Source organism: Shewanella sp. Pdp11 (genome assembly GCF_002838165.1).
Classification (GTDB): Bacteria; Pseudomonadota; Gammaproteobacteria; order Enterobacterales; family Shewanellaceae; genus Shewanella; species Shewanella hafniensis.
In genome coordinates this window covers 2,719,090-2,735,057 of the sequence record NZ_CP015194.1, presented here as the reverse complement: position 1 = coordinate 2,735,057, position 15,968 = coordinate 2,719,090, and the positions used below count along the sequence as shown (strand labels likewise).

The window sequence follows — 15,968 nt, the reverse complement described above, 5'->3', positions numbered from 1 at the left end:
GATTAACGACTCGCAGCGTTATCGACACGGCGCCACGCAAAATACAAGGCGCAGGCACTGGTTAATAACCATAATCCCACCCAAATCCACGCGGGGATCCAAGAACGCTCGGCCAACATCACCGCATCACCTTGGCCATCAAGCCCGAGCAACACAGTTGGACTTGCCAGCGCATTAAGCATGACCATCAAGCCGATAATACGCAAAAAATGGGTCAACATTTTGTTTTGACTGAGTTTAAGCGGTAACAACAAAATAATAGTCAGCACGGCTAGAATCGCCAGCGTGAGGATATCTCGGCCCCAGAGCAAGCCGCTTAGCACCACTAAGGCGCCCAGCAAGGCAAAGCTCACGCGGATCCCCTTTGGCCAAGTCGCGAGCAAGTAGATTAAATATCCCCAACAGGCCGCGCCAAAATACCCAGCAAAGCCAATCAACATAGGCGAGCCGCCTTGGCTAAAACAAAAGCCAGCGCCGTTAGGAAACAATTGAATATGGCTGACCACGCCCGAGCTTAATATCGTCGCAATGCCGTGGGACAATTCGTGGAAATAGCTTTCAAGCCATTTAAACGGCACGCTTAAATAGGGAATGCGGGTGATGAGTAACGCCACCACCAGCTCGATGATAAACAAGCCACGGCTTGGCACACCGCTGGCGGCTAAACCCGTTAACTTAGATGAGGAAAATGGCGAGGTAGAACCGGAAGGTATTTTTTGCTGTTCAAGCATACAAGTCCACGCCAACCATTTGCTGAATTTCATCGCGTTTGGCGGCATGTTGGGTTTGTAAATATTGGGCTATCGCCCCCTGATGGCCACGCGTGTCTTGCTCATACTCGAGGTGCGCACCAAGCTTTGACTGTAAATTGCCCGCTGCGTTTTTACTTTTAGGCTGAGTTTCTAAACTGAGGGCTTCGACGGCATCTTGCTCAATCACTGGGCGTGACGATTCAGGCGCGGTTAGCCCCTGAGCGATAGCGGGTCTATTACTCGCTACGGCATTCGTCAAACTCATTTGATTTACATTAACTTGCATCAAGAAGCCTTAAGTTTGCACTATCCATCGTTAAGCCATTCATCGTAAAAAATGCTTAGCAGTAATTGCCTGAGATTCTATCGCAGATACTCAGGCAAAGAACAGCTTATTCACGACCGGGTAACTTTTTCCATGTAACTGTATCACGTAAATACACAGGTTCAAGCTCATCGACCGAGGTTGTTAGCCCAGCTTTGATGCCTGCTTCAGCCAATATCAGCATAGCCCTTGCATCGGGATATTTCACGGCGTCGAGAGCTAAAATCCCTTTGCCGAGTGCCAGTAAATCAGGATACGCATCAAAACCTGTGCCGCAAGCCACAATGGGCGCTTCAGTATCAAGCTGAAGTTGTACGTTGGCAGGCGCACTGACCACTTCTTTACCGACTAATGTCGCTATACCATCGACGGCCACAAACTGACCCCAATACACTTCGCCCATACGCGCATCAATGGCACACAGCACTTGCTCGGCTTGATGCACGCTAATCGCCATTTGTGCCATTGCTGCAAGAGTTGAAATACCAATCACAGGCAAATCTAACCCCAGCGCTAGACCTTGAGTCATGCTAGTACAAATACGGATCCCCGTAAAACTGCCAGGACCTCGACCATAGGCAATCGCCGCCACTTTATCTAAGCTAATGCCCGCTTGCTTGAGCACTGAATCGACCATAGGTAACAGACGCTGGCTGTGTTCACGCGGCGCATCGGCAAGTTCAGCATAAATCTGACCTTGATATTGCAGCGCAGCTGAGCAGGATTCGGTACAAGTGTCTAAGGCAAGAATACAAGCAGAGTGTTCGTGTGTTATTGTCATTTCAAAACCGGATTAGCGGGCAAGATTTCGCATCAAGTTAACCATTTCGGTATTGTGCGAATATGCCATGAGTAAACTGGCGCAAATAATAACATCAAATGCCCGAAAACAAAGGGCTAAGCAAGTAAGTCAGCTAAAATAGCGCCCGCATGATATCCAGTAGCAAATCAGGACTTGATGGATTTATGTGATCTAAGTCAATGATCGATAAACTCATTAATGAATACCGCTCGCTTGGGGAAACTTTTTTAACTTTGCTTGTCAGAGCAGACAAGTCTGGATTGAATTCATTCCTTGCCATTCCTTTACTATTGTACGATTGCACTAACCCGCCTTCGATAAGGATATTTCATGTTAAACACGCCTCCATTGCGTCGCCTAAGACGCTTACGTAGTTCAGAAGCGATGCGTGATCTGCTGCGCGAAACCCATATTTCGTTAAGCGATCTTATCCATCCCCTGTTCATAGAAGAGCACATCACCCATGCCGTGCCTATCTCTACGCTACCTGGCATCAGCCGTTTACCAGAGAGTGCACTGGCGGATGAAGTGCGCGAACTTTACGCCCTCGGGATCCGTTATGTAATGCCCTTTGGGATTTCCCACACTAAGGATGATAAGGGCAGCGATACCTGGGACGACAATGGCTTGCTCGCCCGCATGGTGCGCACCATTAAAGCTACCGTGCCTGAGATGATGGTGATCCCCGACATTTGTTTTTGTGAATACACAGATCACGGCCATTGCGGCGTGGTGCACAATAATGAAGTCTGCAACGACCTCACCGTCGAAAATTTAGTTAAGCAATCGATAACAGCCGCCAAAGCGGGCGCTGATATGTTAGCACCATCGGCCATGATGGACGGTCAAGTAAAAGCCATTCGCCAAGGGCTCGATGCCGCAGGTTTTGAGCATGTGGCGATTCTGGCTCACTCGGCAAAATTCGCCTCTTCCTTCTACGGTCCTTTTAGAGCCGCGGTCGATTGTGAACTCAGTGGTAACCGCAAGGGATATCAGCTTGATTATGCCAACGGTCGCCAAGCCCTGTTAGAAGCCTCATTAGATGAAGCCGAAGGCGCCGATATCCTGATGGTTAAACCCGGTACGCCCTACTTAGATGTGTTAAGCCGTTTAAGACAAGAAACTCACTTGCCACTCGCCGCCTATCAAGTCGGCGGCGAATATGCGGGCATTAAGTTTGCCGCCCTTGCAGGTGCGTTGGATGAGCGTGCTGTGGTGACTGAAACGTTTGTCGGCTTAAAGCGAGCCGGAGCGGATTTGATTGTCAGCTATTACACCAAACAATACGCCCAATGGTTAGCCGAAAGTAGATAGTTATCTCGGTAACGACCGTTGCGGACATTAAAAAACCGATTAAAAACGCCACCTTTATCGGTGGCGTTTTTGTATTTAGTATCCTGCGCTTAATTGCTTAAGCTTTTTGCAATCGTGCAAACAAGGCTTTCACTTTTTCGACTTTAGGGCGCACAACCATCTGACAATAAGGCTGCTCACCGTGTAAAGCAAAGTAATCATTGTGATAATTTTCAGCGGGATAAAACGTCTCAAACGCTGACATTTGAGTCACAATCGGCGCATCAAAAACCTTGGCCGTCGTTAATTGAGTTAACATAGCAGTGGTTTGCTCAATCTGCTCAGCATTATGGGCAAACACCACGGAGCGATATTGTGGCCCCTTATCATTGCCTTGACGGTTAAGCGTGGTCGGATCATGACTCTCAAAAAAGACCTGCAACAGCGTTGTAAAATCAATTTCCTCTGGATTGAACTCAATATGCACCACCTCTGCATGACCAGTTTGACCCGAGCAAACGGATTTATAATCGGCGTCATGGGCATCACCGCCAGCATAACCAGAAGTCACGTTCACAACGCCTTTTAGGCTTTTAAAAATCGCCTCGACGCACCAAAAACAACCAGCGCCAAAAGTTGCAAAGCTGTTCGATGCTGGTTCAACAGCATCATCCATCCCTTTGAAAACCATAGAAACGGAGTTAACACAGTGACGAATATTATTGGGAGTTAACATCTCACCTTCAAAAACATGGCCCAAATGGCCGCCACACTGGCTACAGACAATCTCGGTTCTGCGGCCATCGGCGTCAACATGGCGCATTACAGCGCCGGCGATTTCATCATCGAAAGCTGGCCAGCCACAATGGGCATTAAATTTATGCTCAGAGCGGTACAAGGGCGCATGGCATTTTTTGCATAAATACAAACCCTTGGCATCATGATCATAATACTCACCACTAAATGGTCGTTCAGTGCCTTTTTCTTCGATAACATAGCGTTCAAAATCGGTCAGTTTGTTCATATTAATGCCCTTTCGACTCACGTCGTTGTCTATTTTGATACTCTTTGATTAAGTTGATTAAGCAGCTGTTCCATAAAAAGCCAACATAAGACCCACTCCAAGCAAGATATCTTGCGCTCGTTTTCAAATGCGGCTGACATCAATCCCAATCACAACAAATCTAATCACAACACATCCAATAACCCATACTAACGGGTTTAACGGCTAAAATCTTGCCACTTAAGTCAGTCCTAATTTAAGCATTTAAATCAGTGCGCATTAAGCGACAACATAAATGACCGAAAATACAGCAGTTGCTCTCACTCACCCTCGCGGAGTATTTGCACCCGCTCAAGCGCACGGCTACACTTGCTGCGGGTCAAATTACAACTAAATATAACAAGTAGAAACCACAATGAAATTAGAAACCATTGATTACCGCGCTGAAAACAGTGCCCAGCAATTCGTTGAATCACTTAGGGAAACTGGCTTTGGTGTTTTATCTAATCATCCGATTGATAAGCGCTTAGTTGAAGACATCTACACCGAGTGGCAAGCCTTTTTTAATTCAGAAGCTAAAAACGACTATATGTTCAAAAAAGAAACCCACGACGGTTTCTTCCCCGCATCGATTTCTGAAACCGCCAAAGGCAACACAGTCAAAGACATTAAAGAGTACTATCACGTTTATCCTTGGGGCCGGATCCCCGATTCACTGCGTGCCAATATTCTCGCCTATTACGACAAAGCCAATGCGCTGGCTTCAGAACTTTTAGAGTGGATTGAAACCTACTCACCCGAAGACGTAAAAGCCAAGTTTTCGATGCCATTGCCAGAAATGATCGCCAACAGCCAAAAAACCTTGTTGCGCATTCTGCATTACCCACCGATGACGGGCAGTGAAGAAATGGGCGCCATTCGCGCCGCCGCCCATGAAGATATTAACCTTATCACAGTGTTACCTGCGGCCAATGAGCCTGGGTTACAAGTGAAAGCCAAAGATGGCACTTGGTTAGATGTCCCCAGCGATTTTGGCAGCATTATTATCAATATCGGTGACATGCTACAGGAAGCGTCTGGCGGTTATTTCCCATCGACGTCACATCGCGTCATCAATCCTGAAGGTACGGATAAAACCAAACCACGGATCTCTTTGCCGTTATTTTTGCATCCAAACCCTGCTGTCGTGCTGTCTGAGCGTTATACCGCCGACAGTTATCTGATGGAAAGACTACGCGAACTAGGGGTTATTTAACCCTTAATACCCCCTATTAATCCAAGTGATAATCACAAAAGACAGTCAAGGATTAAGCGATTAAAGCGCCTTAGGGCGCTTTTTTTATGACATTCGCCGCCTTCAAGGTAGAATAGCCGTTCTTTAAGTTATTTAGGACAAGGCGTTATCATGGCAATTCAGTGGTATCCAGGGCATATGCACAAGGCACGCAAAGAGATTGAAGAGGCAATGCCTCAGGTCGATCTTGTTATCGAAGTGCTGGACGCGCGTATTCCCTACAGTAGCGAAAACCCCATGGTGGCTCAGCTTCGAGGCGACAAACCTTGTATCAAACTACTCAATAAATCTGATCTGGCCGATCCAGAGATCACTGCGCAATGGATTGAATACTTAGAACGCGAACAAGGCGTAAAAGCCACCGCGATCACCACACTGCAAGCGGCAATGGTGAAAAAAATCCCTGATATCTGCCGTAAGTTAGTGCCAAGTCGCGATAAAACCGAAAAAGATATTCGCACTATGATCATGGGGATCCCCAACGTTGGGAAATCTACCATCATCAATACCTTAGCTGGCCGTGTTATCGCCAAAACCGGTAACGAACCTGCGGTCACTAAAACCCAGCAAAGGATCAATTTACGTAACGGTATCGTGCTCTCGGACACCCCAGGGATTTTGTGGCCAAAAGTGGATAACGAAGCGAGCAGCTATCGCCTCGCCGTCACGGGTGCCATTAAAGATACCGCGATGGAATATGAAGATGTAGCCCTGTTCGCTGCTAAGTATTTCTTAACCGCTTATCCAAAAGAGATTTGTGAACGCTACAACTTAAGTGAATTACCCAAGGATGATGTGGCTTTACTTGAAGCAATTGGCCGTAAACGTGGCGCCCTGCGTCCCGGTGGTCGCATCGATATGCACAAGGCATCTGAGTTATTGCTGCATGAATACCGCTCAGGCAAAATCGGTCTACTTTCGTTAGAAACGCCTGCGATGGCCGAGCTTGAGAAGATTGAAGTCGCCCGCATCATGGCGGAGAAGGAAGCAATAAAAGAAGCAAAACTCGCAGCAGAAAGATTGAAGCGTTCTGGTAAGCGCCATAACGACTAACTGATTACGCGTAGTCATCAAGCTTAGTCATCACGGCAAGTTATCTTACTATCTCTGCAAGCATTGAAAATAACGCTCAACGTGTGTTGAAGATAAGACGCTAATGGCGTTGATATTCAAGCTTAGTAAGCTAATTCATCAAGCTTAATATTAAAGCCAGTATATTGAATATGCTGGTTTTTTATTTTCATAAACGAAGATGTCGCGTTAACAAACACAGCCACTCGCAACTACTTTTGCGCACCAGAGGTCAACCTATCAAGCAAGGTATCCAAACTCTGCTCTAATAAATCCAACACCAGTTCAAAGCCCTGCTCGCCACCATAGTAAGGGTCCGGCACTTCCGTGACTTGCGTATTCGCATAAGAGAGCATTAACTGTAACTTGTACTGATACTCAAGCGGACAACGACTACGCAAATCCGCTAAATTGGCATTATCCGCCGCCAAAATTAAATCAAAATGTTCAAAGTCGGCATCCACAACCTGCCGAGCCCGCATTCCATCGAAACTAAAACCCCGCTTTTCCCCCGCCGCCATAGCACGGCGGTCAGGCGTATCCCCTTGGTGATAACCAATAGTCCCCGCAGAGTCCACCTCAATATTGAGCCTACGCTGCGCAACCTTAAAGCGGCACACAGCTTCTGCCGTCGGTGAGCGACAAATATTACCTAGACACACCATCAAGATGCGTTGCACTCTCGCCTCTTTCATTTCATTCAATCCTTCCACAGTCAAAACTTATCTACCGCCATGATTAAGTGATTAAATGTGGTTTGCACCTGAATTGTCAAATTAAGGCGACATAAGAGTGAAATCATTGCCAATTAATCAGTAAATATTGAAGGTTTTTTTAATTTATACATTAACGTTCATCGTGATACGCCAGTATTCGCTAGGTTAAACAAAAATACCTTGGATTAATGGATGCTAATAAAAATGAAACTCGTCATCCCATTAGTTCAGTAGACGATATTTTTAATTATAGTGAACAACTACTTACTACAGTCACTTTTTACGAGTAATGATTTAAATACTAGCGGAGCAGTATTGCGGGCAGAACTGCCCCGCTAGTTTCCTTCTTGCGATGAAATGACTTTATTACCCTCATCCACATCGACTCGTACCCGCAGAAAGCTGGCAAATCTGGGTAAGCCATTTACGGTAAGACCTAAATATTTATAGGTGATGATTGCACCCACAGCGGGGGGATGTTGGCGCTCTGCGAGATTAAAACCTGTGCCTATGTTGAAAACGCGGCCGTCTGGGGTTTGTACTCTTATTGCCCCCATTTGCCCTGCAAATTGACCTTTACCTGGTATATGGCCGATCACTGTCGCTTCAGCATCATAATAGGGTTTTAATTTCATCAAATTAGGATTGCGGCCACTGACATAGGTCGCAGAGCTACGATGTAGCATTAATCCTTCAGCGCCTTTAGCAACTAAGCTATCAAATTTTTGATACAGGGCTTCCAGACTGTCCACTTGGAACTGCGCTATAACTTCAAGATAATGCGATTTATCGCTTAATTCGGTCAACGCAAATTGATAGCGATGTTGAAAGTCGCCACCCGCCTTAGGCACATCGAACACCATAAATCGCACTTTGCGCCAATCATCATCCTTAGCTAAGGTTTGTCGAACTATGCTCGACATCGCTTCAAACTGACCTCGCCCAAGCCATAATTCACCATCGAGGGGATAATTCGGAAAATTCGCGATAAACCAAGTTGGAGCAGCAATAAGATTACCTTGCCGAGTCAATAATGCCTCTCCGTTCCAGTAACCTCGAACTCCATCAAGTTTTTCGCTAATCAAAAAGTCGTGAATATTAATCTCTTGCTGGGCATCAAACTCAGTTGCCAACTGTATTGAAGGTGGTGATGTTTTTGCATAGGTCACTGGATCGAAACAACAGAAAATGAGCAGACTGAGTAAGAACAGACGTTGTTTGAAAAACCGAAAGCGGATAAACCAATGAAATGTTAAATCTTGTAACGGACTGGTATGAGTCATTCCCTTGCTCACTCTGGCAATATATCCTTCAACAAGCTTAGAACCCATAGCTCAAGTTGCACTAAAAAAAATTCCGAAATTCACTAAGCGCTTAAGTTAACAACGAATGTTGATAACATTTTTACTCAGTTAATTGTTTATGCGCTTTTCATCTCGGGCTATACTGCGGCCAAATTTATTGACTCAGTCAAATGTTAAAATCTACAACCGTTGGTTTTATCAAGCCAGTTTGAATGAGCAGCACCTCAGCGCGTTGTCGCTAATGTCTATTGGAAACACTATGAAACCAGCCAACAATCACGGTATTAAACGCATTTTCAGAGCGACGGGATTTTCGATGAAGGGCTTAAAAGCCGCTTGGGTCCACGAAGCCGCTTTTAGACAAGAATTAATGTTGGCTATCGTCATGTTACCCGTGGCTTTGTGGGTTGATATCAGCACGATTGAACGTTTGTTGCTGATTTTTACACTGTTTATCGTGTTGATTGTTGAGCTTTTAAACTCGGCGATTGAAGCTGTGGTCGATCGTGTTGGCAGTGAAATTCACCCATTAAGTGGCCAAGCCAAGGACATCGCCTCGGCCGCCGTATTTATGAGTCTTGCACTGTGTGGATTAACTTGGCTGGTTGTACTCGCGCCACTGGTGTTTTAACACCGACGTTTTAGATAGTCGCATGAGCAAACACTGAGCCATCGTCCCTTAAAAAGTCGATGGCTTGTTTGATCTGGGCTAAACGATCATTTTCTGCCCAATAGGCAACATACACATTTCGTGAAATGGCACTGGCGCCACTAACGTGATGCAATTCGCCGCAGCGCAATGCATGCTGCACCAAATGCTCGGGTAAGAACGCGCAGCCACCATTATTTAGGATGAAATCCAAGGCGATACGCGCAGAGCTCGTATGTAGCGTTGGCACAGGCAGCGAGGCATATTCCTGCGCATGCACAATATTGAACGCCGTTCCCCAATCTACTTTCACATATTGCCCCGGCACCACGGCATTCAGCGTTTGACCTTTTAGGCTCGAAACCAACAACAAATTAATTTGCCCCAGCTGCACTAATTCAAATTGATCAAGCTTTGGCGGATCGAATGAAATCGCGATATCGAGGGTGCGGTCCATTAATTGGCGCGTCATCGCATTGGCAGGCAGCACTTCGGTGCGCAGCGCAACGCCGGGCAGCCCCACGTGCAGCCCCTGTAAATAACCTTGCAAATAGGCATCCCAAATGTTCGGCCCTGCACCAATGGCAAGCTGAGTCGACTGTAACTGACTCAGGGAAACATCTTGTTTCGCCCGCTCCCACGCCGTTAATACTGCCTCTGCATGACCAAGCATGCGCTCGCCTGCGGGGGTGGGCTGAATGTTATTACGCTGACGCTCAAACAGCGCGACGCCTAAAATGCTCTCAAGCTGCTTGACTCGAAAACTCACAGCACTGCGCGTGAGATACAGATTCTCGGCCGCTTTACCGAAATGGCGAGTACGGGAGACTTCAAGAAAGGTTTTCAGTAAATCGGTATCCATAAAAATTCTTGACCAACATAGGCAAATTTTTTTGATTTATAAATCAATAATACTAGCCAATACTCCAGTTGCAAATCTTTGTATATCAAAAACTAGAGGGTATCTGCCATGTCTGAACAGTCTTTTTCAAACGCTAACAAGGGTTCTGAGACGTTTAACGGCTCAGCTGCTGCCAGTTTTGTCTCGCAAAAACGTTTCTACGACGACACTAATTTCCCCAAAGGCTTCAAACGAAGCGGCGATTTTACCAATAAGGAAGCCGAACTGCTTGAATTGCATGGTCATGCTATGAAGAATCTCGCCGAAGGTAAATCCTTGCCCTGTACCTCCGATGAAGCTCAATTTGTGGAAGTCGCCAAAGGAAATATCGCGCCCAGTAGCTTGTTAGAGCAGATCTGGGTAAAGTATCGCAGGCTCGCCATGGGGAAACCCTTTTATGCCGTGGTTGGTACAGTGCATTTGCCTGCAACCAAGCCCGAAATAGAAGTTGAGGCTGAGGCTGTATTTGATATTGAAGATGATGTTCAGGATGAACCTGAACCCGAGGATAAAGAATGAAGATTAAGGTTTGCTACTAAATGCGTGGTTGGATTTTATATAAAGAAACCGCGACTCAGCTAAAACCTGAATGGTATGAAATTGAGCGTCTACTAGCGGCAGCAAAAGCCGACAACATAGAGTTGGAAGTTTACGCACCTGATGAATTTGATCTGACTGTCACCAGAGAAGATAACAAGAGTATTTTATTGAATGGGCAAGCCGTTGAGCTGCCCGATTTTATTATTCCGCGAATGGGATCTGGCACAACTTACTTTGCCTTAGCCATTATTCGCCACTTAGAAAGATTAGGGGTGTATTGCCTCAATCCTTCTAAAGCTATTGAAATCGTTAAAGACAAATTATTCTCCCAGCAATTGTTGGCCGAGAAAAATTTGCCTACGCCCAAAACCATGTTGGTTAAATTCCCCGTCGATATCGCCCTCGTAGAGCGCCATCTCGGCTTTCCTGTGGTGATTAAAACGCTTTCTGGCTCACAGGGCAGCGGTGTGTTTTTATCCCATAAAGCACGGGAATTTGACGATCTAATGCAGTTGATTGAAGCGACCAACAAAAACGCTAACATCATTCTGCAAGAGTTTATCGCTAACAGTCATGGCCGCGATCTTCGGGTATTTACTATCGGTGGTCGTGTTGCGGGTTGCTATGAAAGGCGTGGTCAAGAAGACAGCTTTAAAGCCAATGTCAGTGCTGGCGGTTCAGCACGTCCGTTTCAAATCACCCCTGAAATTGAATGGCTTGCCACGCAAACAGCCAATATTCTCGATCTCGATGTTGCGGGTATCGATTTATTGTTTGATAACGGCCATTACAAAATTTGCGAAGCAAACTCATCCCCAGGATTTGAAGGCTTAGAATCCTGTTTGAATGTGGATATTGCCGCGCAAATTTTACACTTTATTCGCATCCGTTTAGGCATGTTTAATAAAGATGAGCCAAATAGCCCCAAAGTGGTTATTACTGACAATGTAGAAACGTCTGTAGCGACCGTTATCGAGCCTAAATAGCGGACGAGGGACAACTTAATAACTAGCGGTATCACGCCGCTAGCTATTCTTAAATTGATTACGTCTCCATTTACGTGTTTCACATCCACTGACATCTCGCGCCACAAGCAAAGCTGCAATACTGAAGCCATGCCTAAGTAGCTCTTACCCTTCCCTTGTGTCAGCCCTTCAATCCACAATTGATGTGATGTTTCGCTCAAATTTCATTCAACAGCGCTAAAATAAGTCCTACTTTTGTTTTAAATCACAAATTTTCGCATTTTTTAAAACATTTTATTCACATCGCAAAATTTGCTGTTAAACTCCAAATGTCGATTTTTTATTGCACTAAAGTCTGACCTTATCGCTAAACATAATAAGAATAATGCTGGAGTTACTCCTTAACATGTCGATTCGCCTGTTGCCCCTCATCATAGCGTCACTCGCCAGCACTCAAGTGCAAGCCGATGACTTTACTATTCAGTTAGGCGGTTTTTACTCGCAGTCAGACACTAATATGCAAGTCACTAACCCAGTTTCGGGTAATAATTTCACCTTAGATTATGAGTCCGATCTACAACTCGCTGAAAACGAATTTCTGCCTTTTATTGAGTTAAATTATCACTTCAACGAGCGGCATAATATCTACCTCGACTGGAAACAACTCCACCGCAGCGCCGACACCCAAGCCTTAGCCAAACCCTTCCAGCTTGAAATCAACGACACCATTTACGATATCAAAGCCGGCGGTAAGCTCAGTTCAACCTTAAACATCGATGTACTGCGTTTAGGTTATGGTTATGATGTTTTTCAAGGCAGTAACTATGATGTGGGTCTGTCATTTGGTTTACACACTATGTTTATCAAGACAGGTTTTGAAGGTGTGATTGGGGTTTGCGCTTCATCGGAACTACTCAATAATGTCTGTGGTAGCCAAGCGATACCGCGCATTGTTGATGAAAATGTCACTGCACCACTGCCGGACTTTGGCATTTATGGTCAGTATGAATTTGTTCCCGGTTGGCAAGTCACCAGCCATGCACAGTATTTTTACATCACACTCAATGATGTAAAAGGCGAACTCGTTGATATCAAAGTGGGGGTCGATGCACAAATCACTCAAAACTGGCGTATGAGCGTGGCCTATAACTACTACAAAGTGGATGTGGATATCGCCCAAAACTCGCCGAATAAAGACACTCAAATCGCCGATTACAATATCTATTACAGCTTTATCGGCCCTATGCTTTCCATCAGTTATTCTTTTTAATTCAACTATATTCCCTTAAAACTGTTATTGTCTTAAATCGCTACGCCTCGCTAAAACTATCGCTCAATTCTCAGCTAAAATCAGTCCAAAAAATAAGGGCACCTACTGGGCACCCTTATAATTCAACTCATTAACACTATTTACGGCCATCTTGCTCGCGCTTGGCTTTAAAGTCAGATGACTCAAGCCAATGGGGCCAATCGCTACTATTGGCTAAGGTGGTAATCATACTGGCGATGAGGTCTAGGTCTTGGCTTACACCACCTAAATTCCAGCTTGGATCATAATCATCGGCAGGCTTATGATATTTATGGGCGATATAATCAGGATCGGTATCGCCAAGGCTCATAAAGAGCAATCCAGGTACACCTTGTTGTGCCAGCGCAAAGTGGTCTGATCTAAACATCAACCCATTCTGCGGTCTTGGATCACCTTTTACCGAACGGTCTTGGGCCTTCGCGGCGTTATCTAAGTATTGCTCCAACTCAGACACACCTTCGCCATAACGCAAAATGTAATCCACGCCCTTGTTCACATTCATGCCATCGATATTTAAAAAGGCGACGATGTTCTTCGTGGGCACACTCGGATGCTGAGCAAAATGCTGTGCACCAATCAGACCCGTTTCTTCCGCCGTAAAGGCACTGAAGAGCACAGAGCGATCCAGTGGCGCCGTCTTGGCTTGCTGTTTGAAGTAACGCGCCAATGCTAAAACACCCGCCACACCACTGGCATTATCGACCGCTCCGTTTAAAATCTCTGACTTACCGTCTTCAATCACAGTGCCAAGATGATCCCAATGGGCATGCATCATTACCACTTCGTCGGGGCGCGTTTTACCCGGTAGTAAAGCCGCGACGTTATGGGACTCAGCGCGTTCAATTTTATTGTTTAACGTGAGCTGGGCGCTTAGTTTAAGTGGGATCGCCTTAAAGTTTGGCTTGGCTGCTTGCTGTTTTAAGGTATCGAAATCCAGTCCCGCTTTGGCGAATATTTTTTGCGCGGTTTCGTGCTGAACCCAGCCCATCACGCCAACTTGACCTTGGTTATTATTAGCATCGACCAGAGTGAACTTAGTGCCTGTGTTGGAGTTTTGCACCACACCCCAACCATAGGCGGCAGGCGCTGTTTCGTGAACAATAAACACAGCCTCGGCGCCTTGACGCGCCGCTTCCTCATACTTATAAGTCCAGCGACCATAATAGGTCATGGCATTGCCTTTAAATACCGCAGGGTCTTGAGTCGCAAAGCCTGGGTCGTTCACGAGCACGATAACGGTTTTGCCTTTTACATCTAACCCTTGATAATCGTTCCAACCATATTCGGGCGCGTTGATCCCGTAGCCGACAAACACCACATCGCTTTTATTCAGGCTCACGGTTTCGGCGATTCTTTGGGTTCTCGCGGTAAATTCACTGCCATTGGCAAATTTAAGTCCACCGATATCAAGCTGCATATTTTGATCTGCGCTAATTTGCGCCAAAGGCACAGCCTGCAGATAACTGTCGCCAAATCCGGGTTTGAGACCCATATCTTTAAATGCTTTGACTAAATAGTCTAAAGTTAAGGTTTCACCTTCAGACAAGGGCGCACGTCCACCAAAGGCATCGCTTGCTAAGGTTTTTACATCGGTTCGATATTGCGCGAGATCAAGGCTTTGTACAAATGCGGTTTCAGCTAAAGCGGGTAATGAGACAGTGGCCATCAGACTTGTGGCTAAGAGGATATTTTTCACAACTTTCTCCCAAGTTATTATCATTATTTGATTTTAAGGATAGACTTTACCATATCATTTTTAGTTTATGATGTAAGTCTTAACGCAAACGGAATCGCTGTAGCCCAAGTACAAACGGTGTTCGTGTCGGTATCAACCCAACGTTATATGTGGCTAACCCTGAACCAATAACAACAATATAAATAGCGAAAACTTTAAAATATCCGTGCATTTTCATTGAGTAAGGTAACAATATGTCGATAGAGTTATTACAAGCCGCTGCACTCAATCTCAAAAAAGCTGTGCCTCTGATGCTCAAACATAAAATCCCGACCACCCCGGTTAATTATGCACTTTGGTACACTTATGTTGGTGAACAGAATCCTGAATTAAATCAACGACTCGATACCGTTATCGCCCAGTACAATACCTGTCCTCCTGTAAGTAGCGAACTCTTATATCGCCAGTATGTTGCCGATCCCGTTGAACTCGATGTCCGCGAAATGCGCCAGAATCTGGATGCTATGGTGACTGAACTGTCCCAATCGCTCAAAGATACCAATCTGGATGCCAATGAATTCCAGTCGCGCATCGTGAGTAATTTTGAAAAACTCAATCGCATCGAAGATGAGGGATTTAGTGTTGAGCAAGTGCTCGATCTGGTGCGCAGTTTAGTCAAGGAGTCAGACAATATTCGCTCGAGCACTGAGTTCTTCACCGGACAATTGCAAAAAGCGCAAACCGAAATCGATGCGCTAAAGAAAAAGCTCGAACAAACTGAAAAAGATGTGCTCTACGATGCACTAACTGGCTGCTTTAATCGCCGCGCCTTCGACAGCGATTTTGCCGGCATGCTGGCCCAAGCGCCCTTAGGCACCTGCGTGATCTTGGCCGATATAGACCATTTTAAAGTATTTAACGACACCTATGGCCACCAGCTCGGCGACCAAGTGTTACGCGCCGTGGCCAAACGGCTACAGGAATCCTGCCGCGATGGTGCGAAACTGTATCGGTTTGGCGGTGAAGAGTTTGCGATTATTGTGCCTAAAAGTCAGTTACGTATTGCAAGGCAACTGGCTGAAGCCATGCGCCGTGGACTCGAAAAGCTCAGCTTAAAAGACAGACGTAAAGACGAGCGTATCAATAATATCAGTGCCTCATTTGGGGTTGCCCAATGGCAAGAAAAACAAACCGGCATGCAATTGATTGAAGCGGCAGATAAATTGCTTTATGACGCTAAACGCTTAGGTCGAAACCGTGTGTTACCGATCAGCAACTGATTGTAATGACATAAGTTTAATGGCATAAGTTTAATGGCATGAGTGTATTAACCTAGTTGTGATAACCGCAACGCAATGAATGAGCCTGG

General features: G+C 45.7%; 16 protein-coding genes. 8 read left to right on the top strand and 8 right to left on the bottom strand.

From position 1 onward, the window contains the following. Positions 1-2: 2 nt before the first annotated feature. The 3 genes from AYJ58_RS12130 to tsaB all read right to left on the bottom strand — a co-directional run bounded on the left by AYJ58_RS12130 (position 3) and on the right by tsaB (position 1,858). Entirely contained in the window at positions 3-731 is a 729-nt protein-coding gene (locus AYJ58_RS12130; protein WP_198555436.1) for a M50 family metallopeptidase, read from the bottom strand. Further along, positions 724-1,038 carry a hypothetical protein gene (locus tag AYJ58_RS12125; RefSeq protein ID WP_106650322.1) on the bottom strand — a complete coding sequence of 105 codons (315 nt, stop codon included), beginning with the start codon at positions 1,036-1,038 and terminating at the stop codon, positions 724-726. The genes AYJ58_RS12130 and AYJ58_RS12125 overlap by 8 nt, the downstream gene beginning before the upstream one ends. A gap of 106 nt (positions 1,039-1,144) precedes the next feature. After that, positions 1,145-1,858, bottom strand: coding sequence for a tRNA (adenosine(37)-N6)-threonylcarbamoyltransferase complex dimerization subunit type 1 TsaB (tsaB, locus tag AYJ58_RS12120; RefSeq protein ID WP_106650321.1), 714 nt, complete (start codon positions 1,856-1,858; stop codon positions 1,145-1,147). 351 nt (positions 1,859-2,209) lie between these two features. Here tsaB and hemB point away from each other — a divergent pair, with 351 nt between their 5' ends. Further along, the gene (gene hemB / locus AYJ58_RS12115; RefSeq protein ID WP_106650320.1) at positions 2,210-3,193 is read left to right on the top strand and encodes a porphobilinogen synthase; all 984 of its coding nucleotides are present in this window, start codon (positions 2,210-2,212) and stop codon (positions 3,191-3,193) included. Between the two features lie 97 nt (positions 3,194-3,290). Here hemB and AYJ58_RS12110 read toward each other — a convergent pair whose 3' ends face one another. Further along, entirely contained in the window at positions 3,291-4,196 is a 906-nt protein-coding gene (locus tag AYJ58_RS12110; protein ID WP_106650319.1) for a bifunctional methionine sulfoxide reductase B/A protein, read from the bottom strand. Between the two features lie 394 nt (positions 4,197-4,590). Between AYJ58_RS12110 and AYJ58_RS12105 the strand changes: the two genes are divergently transcribed. Together AYJ58_RS12105 and ylqF are read left to right on the top strand one after the other, a co-directional pair. Further along, the gene (locus tag AYJ58_RS12105) at positions 4,591-5,430 is read left to right on the top strand and encodes an isopenicillin N synthase family dioxygenase (RefSeq protein ID WP_106650318.1); all 840 of its coding nucleotides are present in this window, start codon (positions 4,591-4,593) and stop codon (positions 5,428-5,430) included. 150 nt (positions 5,431-5,580) lie between these two features. Next, positions 5,581-6,522, top strand: coding sequence for a ribosome biogenesis GTPase YlqF (ylqF, locus tag AYJ58_RS12100; protein WP_106650317.1), 942 nt, complete (start codon positions 5,581-5,583; stop codon positions 6,520-6,522). 230 nt (positions 6,523-6,752) lie between these two features. On the opposite strand, the gene AYJ58_RS12095 is transcribed toward ylqF, so the two are convergent. Together AYJ58_RS12095 and AYJ58_RS12085 are read right to left on the bottom strand one after the other, a co-directional pair. Further along, complete coding sequence (locus tag AYJ58_RS12095) at positions 6,753-7,235, bottom strand: low molecular weight protein-tyrosine-phosphatase (protein WP_106650316.1); 483 nt, start codon at positions 7,233-7,235, stop codon at positions 6,753-6,755. A gap of 356 nt (positions 7,236-7,591) precedes the next feature. Further along, entirely contained in the window at positions 7,592-8,539 is a 948-nt protein-coding gene (locus tag AYJ58_RS12085) for a DNA ligase (RefSeq protein WP_106650315.1), read from the bottom strand. Positions 8,540-8,819: 280 nt separating this feature from the next. Here AYJ58_RS12085 and AYJ58_RS12080 point away from each other — a divergent pair, with 280 nt between their 5' ends. After that, positions 8,820-9,191 carry a diacylglycerol kinase gene (locus AYJ58_RS12080; protein WP_006086380.1) on the top strand — a complete coding sequence of 124 codons (372 nt, stop codon included), beginning with the start codon at positions 8,820-8,822 and terminating at the stop codon, positions 9,189-9,191. Positions 9,192-9,201: 10 nt separating this feature from the next. Here AYJ58_RS12080 and hdfR read toward each other — a convergent pair whose 3' ends face one another. Beyond that, on the bottom strand, positions 9,202-10,071 hold the full coding sequence (gene hdfR, locus AYJ58_RS12075) for an HTH-type transcriptional regulator HdfR (RefSeq protein ID WP_106650314.1): 870 nt from the start codon (positions 10,069-10,071) through the stop codon (positions 9,202-9,204). Positions 10,072-10,179: 108 nt separating this feature from the next. Here hdfR and AYJ58_RS12070 point away from each other — a divergent pair, with 108 nt between their 5' ends. The 3 genes from AYJ58_RS12070 (at position 10,180) to AYJ58_RS12060 (ending at position 12,885) form a co-directional block, all read left to right on the top strand. Next, entirely contained in the window at positions 10,180-10,629 is a 450-nt protein-coding gene (locus AYJ58_RS12070) for a DUF413 domain-containing protein (RefSeq protein ID WP_106650313.1), read from the top strand. Between the two features lie 20 nt (positions 10,630-10,649). Then, entirely contained in the window at positions 10,650-11,636 is a 987-nt protein-coding gene (locus AYJ58_RS12065) for an ATP-grasp domain-containing protein (protein ID WP_106650312.1), read from the top strand. Between the two features lie 385 nt (positions 11,637-12,021). Beyond that, positions 12,022-12,885 carry a DUF481 domain-containing protein gene (locus AYJ58_RS12060; protein WP_106650311.1) on the top strand — a complete coding sequence of 288 codons (864 nt, stop codon included), beginning with the start codon at positions 12,022-12,024 and terminating at the stop codon, positions 12,883-12,885. Positions 12,886-13,021: 136 nt separating this feature from the next. On the opposite strand, the gene AYJ58_RS12055 is transcribed toward AYJ58_RS12060, so the two are convergent. Then, the gene (locus AYJ58_RS12055; protein WP_198555434.1) at positions 13,022-14,644 is read right to left on the bottom strand and encodes a M28 family metallopeptidase; all 1,623 of its coding nucleotides are present in this window, start codon (positions 14,642-14,644) and stop codon (positions 13,022-13,024) included. Positions 14,645-14,853: 209 nt separating this feature from the next. Between AYJ58_RS12055 and AYJ58_RS12050 the strand changes: the two genes are divergently transcribed. Further along, on the top strand, positions 14,854-15,879 hold the full coding sequence (locus AYJ58_RS12050) for a GGDEF domain-containing protein (RefSeq protein WP_106650309.1): 1,026 nt from the start codon (positions 14,854-14,856) through the stop codon (positions 15,877-15,879). The last annotated feature ends 89 nt before the right edge of the window (positions 15,880-15,968 follow it).

Coding starts and splice junctions, on each gene's coding strand:
- AYJ58_RS12070 (WP_106650313.1), top strand. CDS start 10,180: ATGTCTGAACAGTCTTTTTCAAACGCTAACAAGGGTTCTGAGACGTTT.
- AYJ58_RS12080 (WP_006086380.1), top strand. CDS start 8,820: ATGAAACCAGCCAACAATCACGGTATTAAACGCATTTTCAGAGCGACG.
- tsaB (WP_106650321.1), bottom strand. CDS start 1,858: ATGACAATAACACACGAACACTCTGCTTGTATTCTTGCCTTAGACACT.
- hemB (WP_106650320.1), top strand. CDS start 2,210: ATGTTAAACACGCCTCCATTGCGTCGCCTAAGACGCTTACGTAGTTCA.
- AYJ58_RS12050 (WP_106650309.1), top strand. CDS start 14,854: ATGTCGATAGAGTTATTACAAGCCGCTGCACTCAATCTCAAAAAAGCT.
- AYJ58_RS12110 (WP_106650319.1), bottom strand. CDS start 4,196: ATGAACAAACTGACCGATTTTGAACGCTATGTTATCGAAGAAAAAGGC.
- AYJ58_RS12105 (WP_106650318.1), top strand. CDS start 4,591: ATGAAATTAGAAACCATTGATTACCGCGCTGAAAACAGTGCCCAGCAA.
- AYJ58_RS12095 (WP_106650316.1), bottom strand. CDS start 7,235: ATGAAAGAGGCGAGAGTGCAACGCATCTTGATGGTGTGTCTAGGTAAT.
- AYJ58_RS12085 (WP_106650315.1), bottom strand. CDS start 8,539: ATGACTCATACCAGTCCGTTACAAGATTTAACATTTCATTGGTTTATC.
- AYJ58_RS12065 (WP_106650312.1), top strand. CDS start 10,650: ATGCGTGGTTGGATTTTATATAAAGAAACCGCGACTCAGCTAAAACCT.
- AYJ58_RS12130 (WP_198555436.1), bottom strand. CDS start 731: ATGCTTGAACAGCAAAAAATACCTTCCGGTTCTACCTCGCCATTTTCC.
- hdfR (WP_106650314.1), bottom strand. CDS start 10,071: ATGGATACCGATTTACTGAAAACCTTTCTTGAAGTCTCCCGTACTCGC.
- AYJ58_RS12060 (WP_106650311.1), top strand. CDS start 12,022: ATGTCGATTCGCCTGTTGCCCCTCATCATAGCGTCACTCGCCAGCACT.
- ylqF (WP_106650317.1), top strand. CDS start 5,581: ATGGCAATTCAGTGGTATCCAGGGCATATGCACAAGGCACGCAAAGAG.
- AYJ58_RS12055 (WP_198555434.1), bottom strand. CDS start 14,644: ATGATAATAACTTGGGAGAAAGTTGTGAAAAATATCCTCTTAGCCACA.
- AYJ58_RS12125 (WP_106650322.1), bottom strand. CDS start 1,038: ATGCAAGTTAATGTAAATCAAATGAGTTTGACGAATGCCGTAGCGAGT.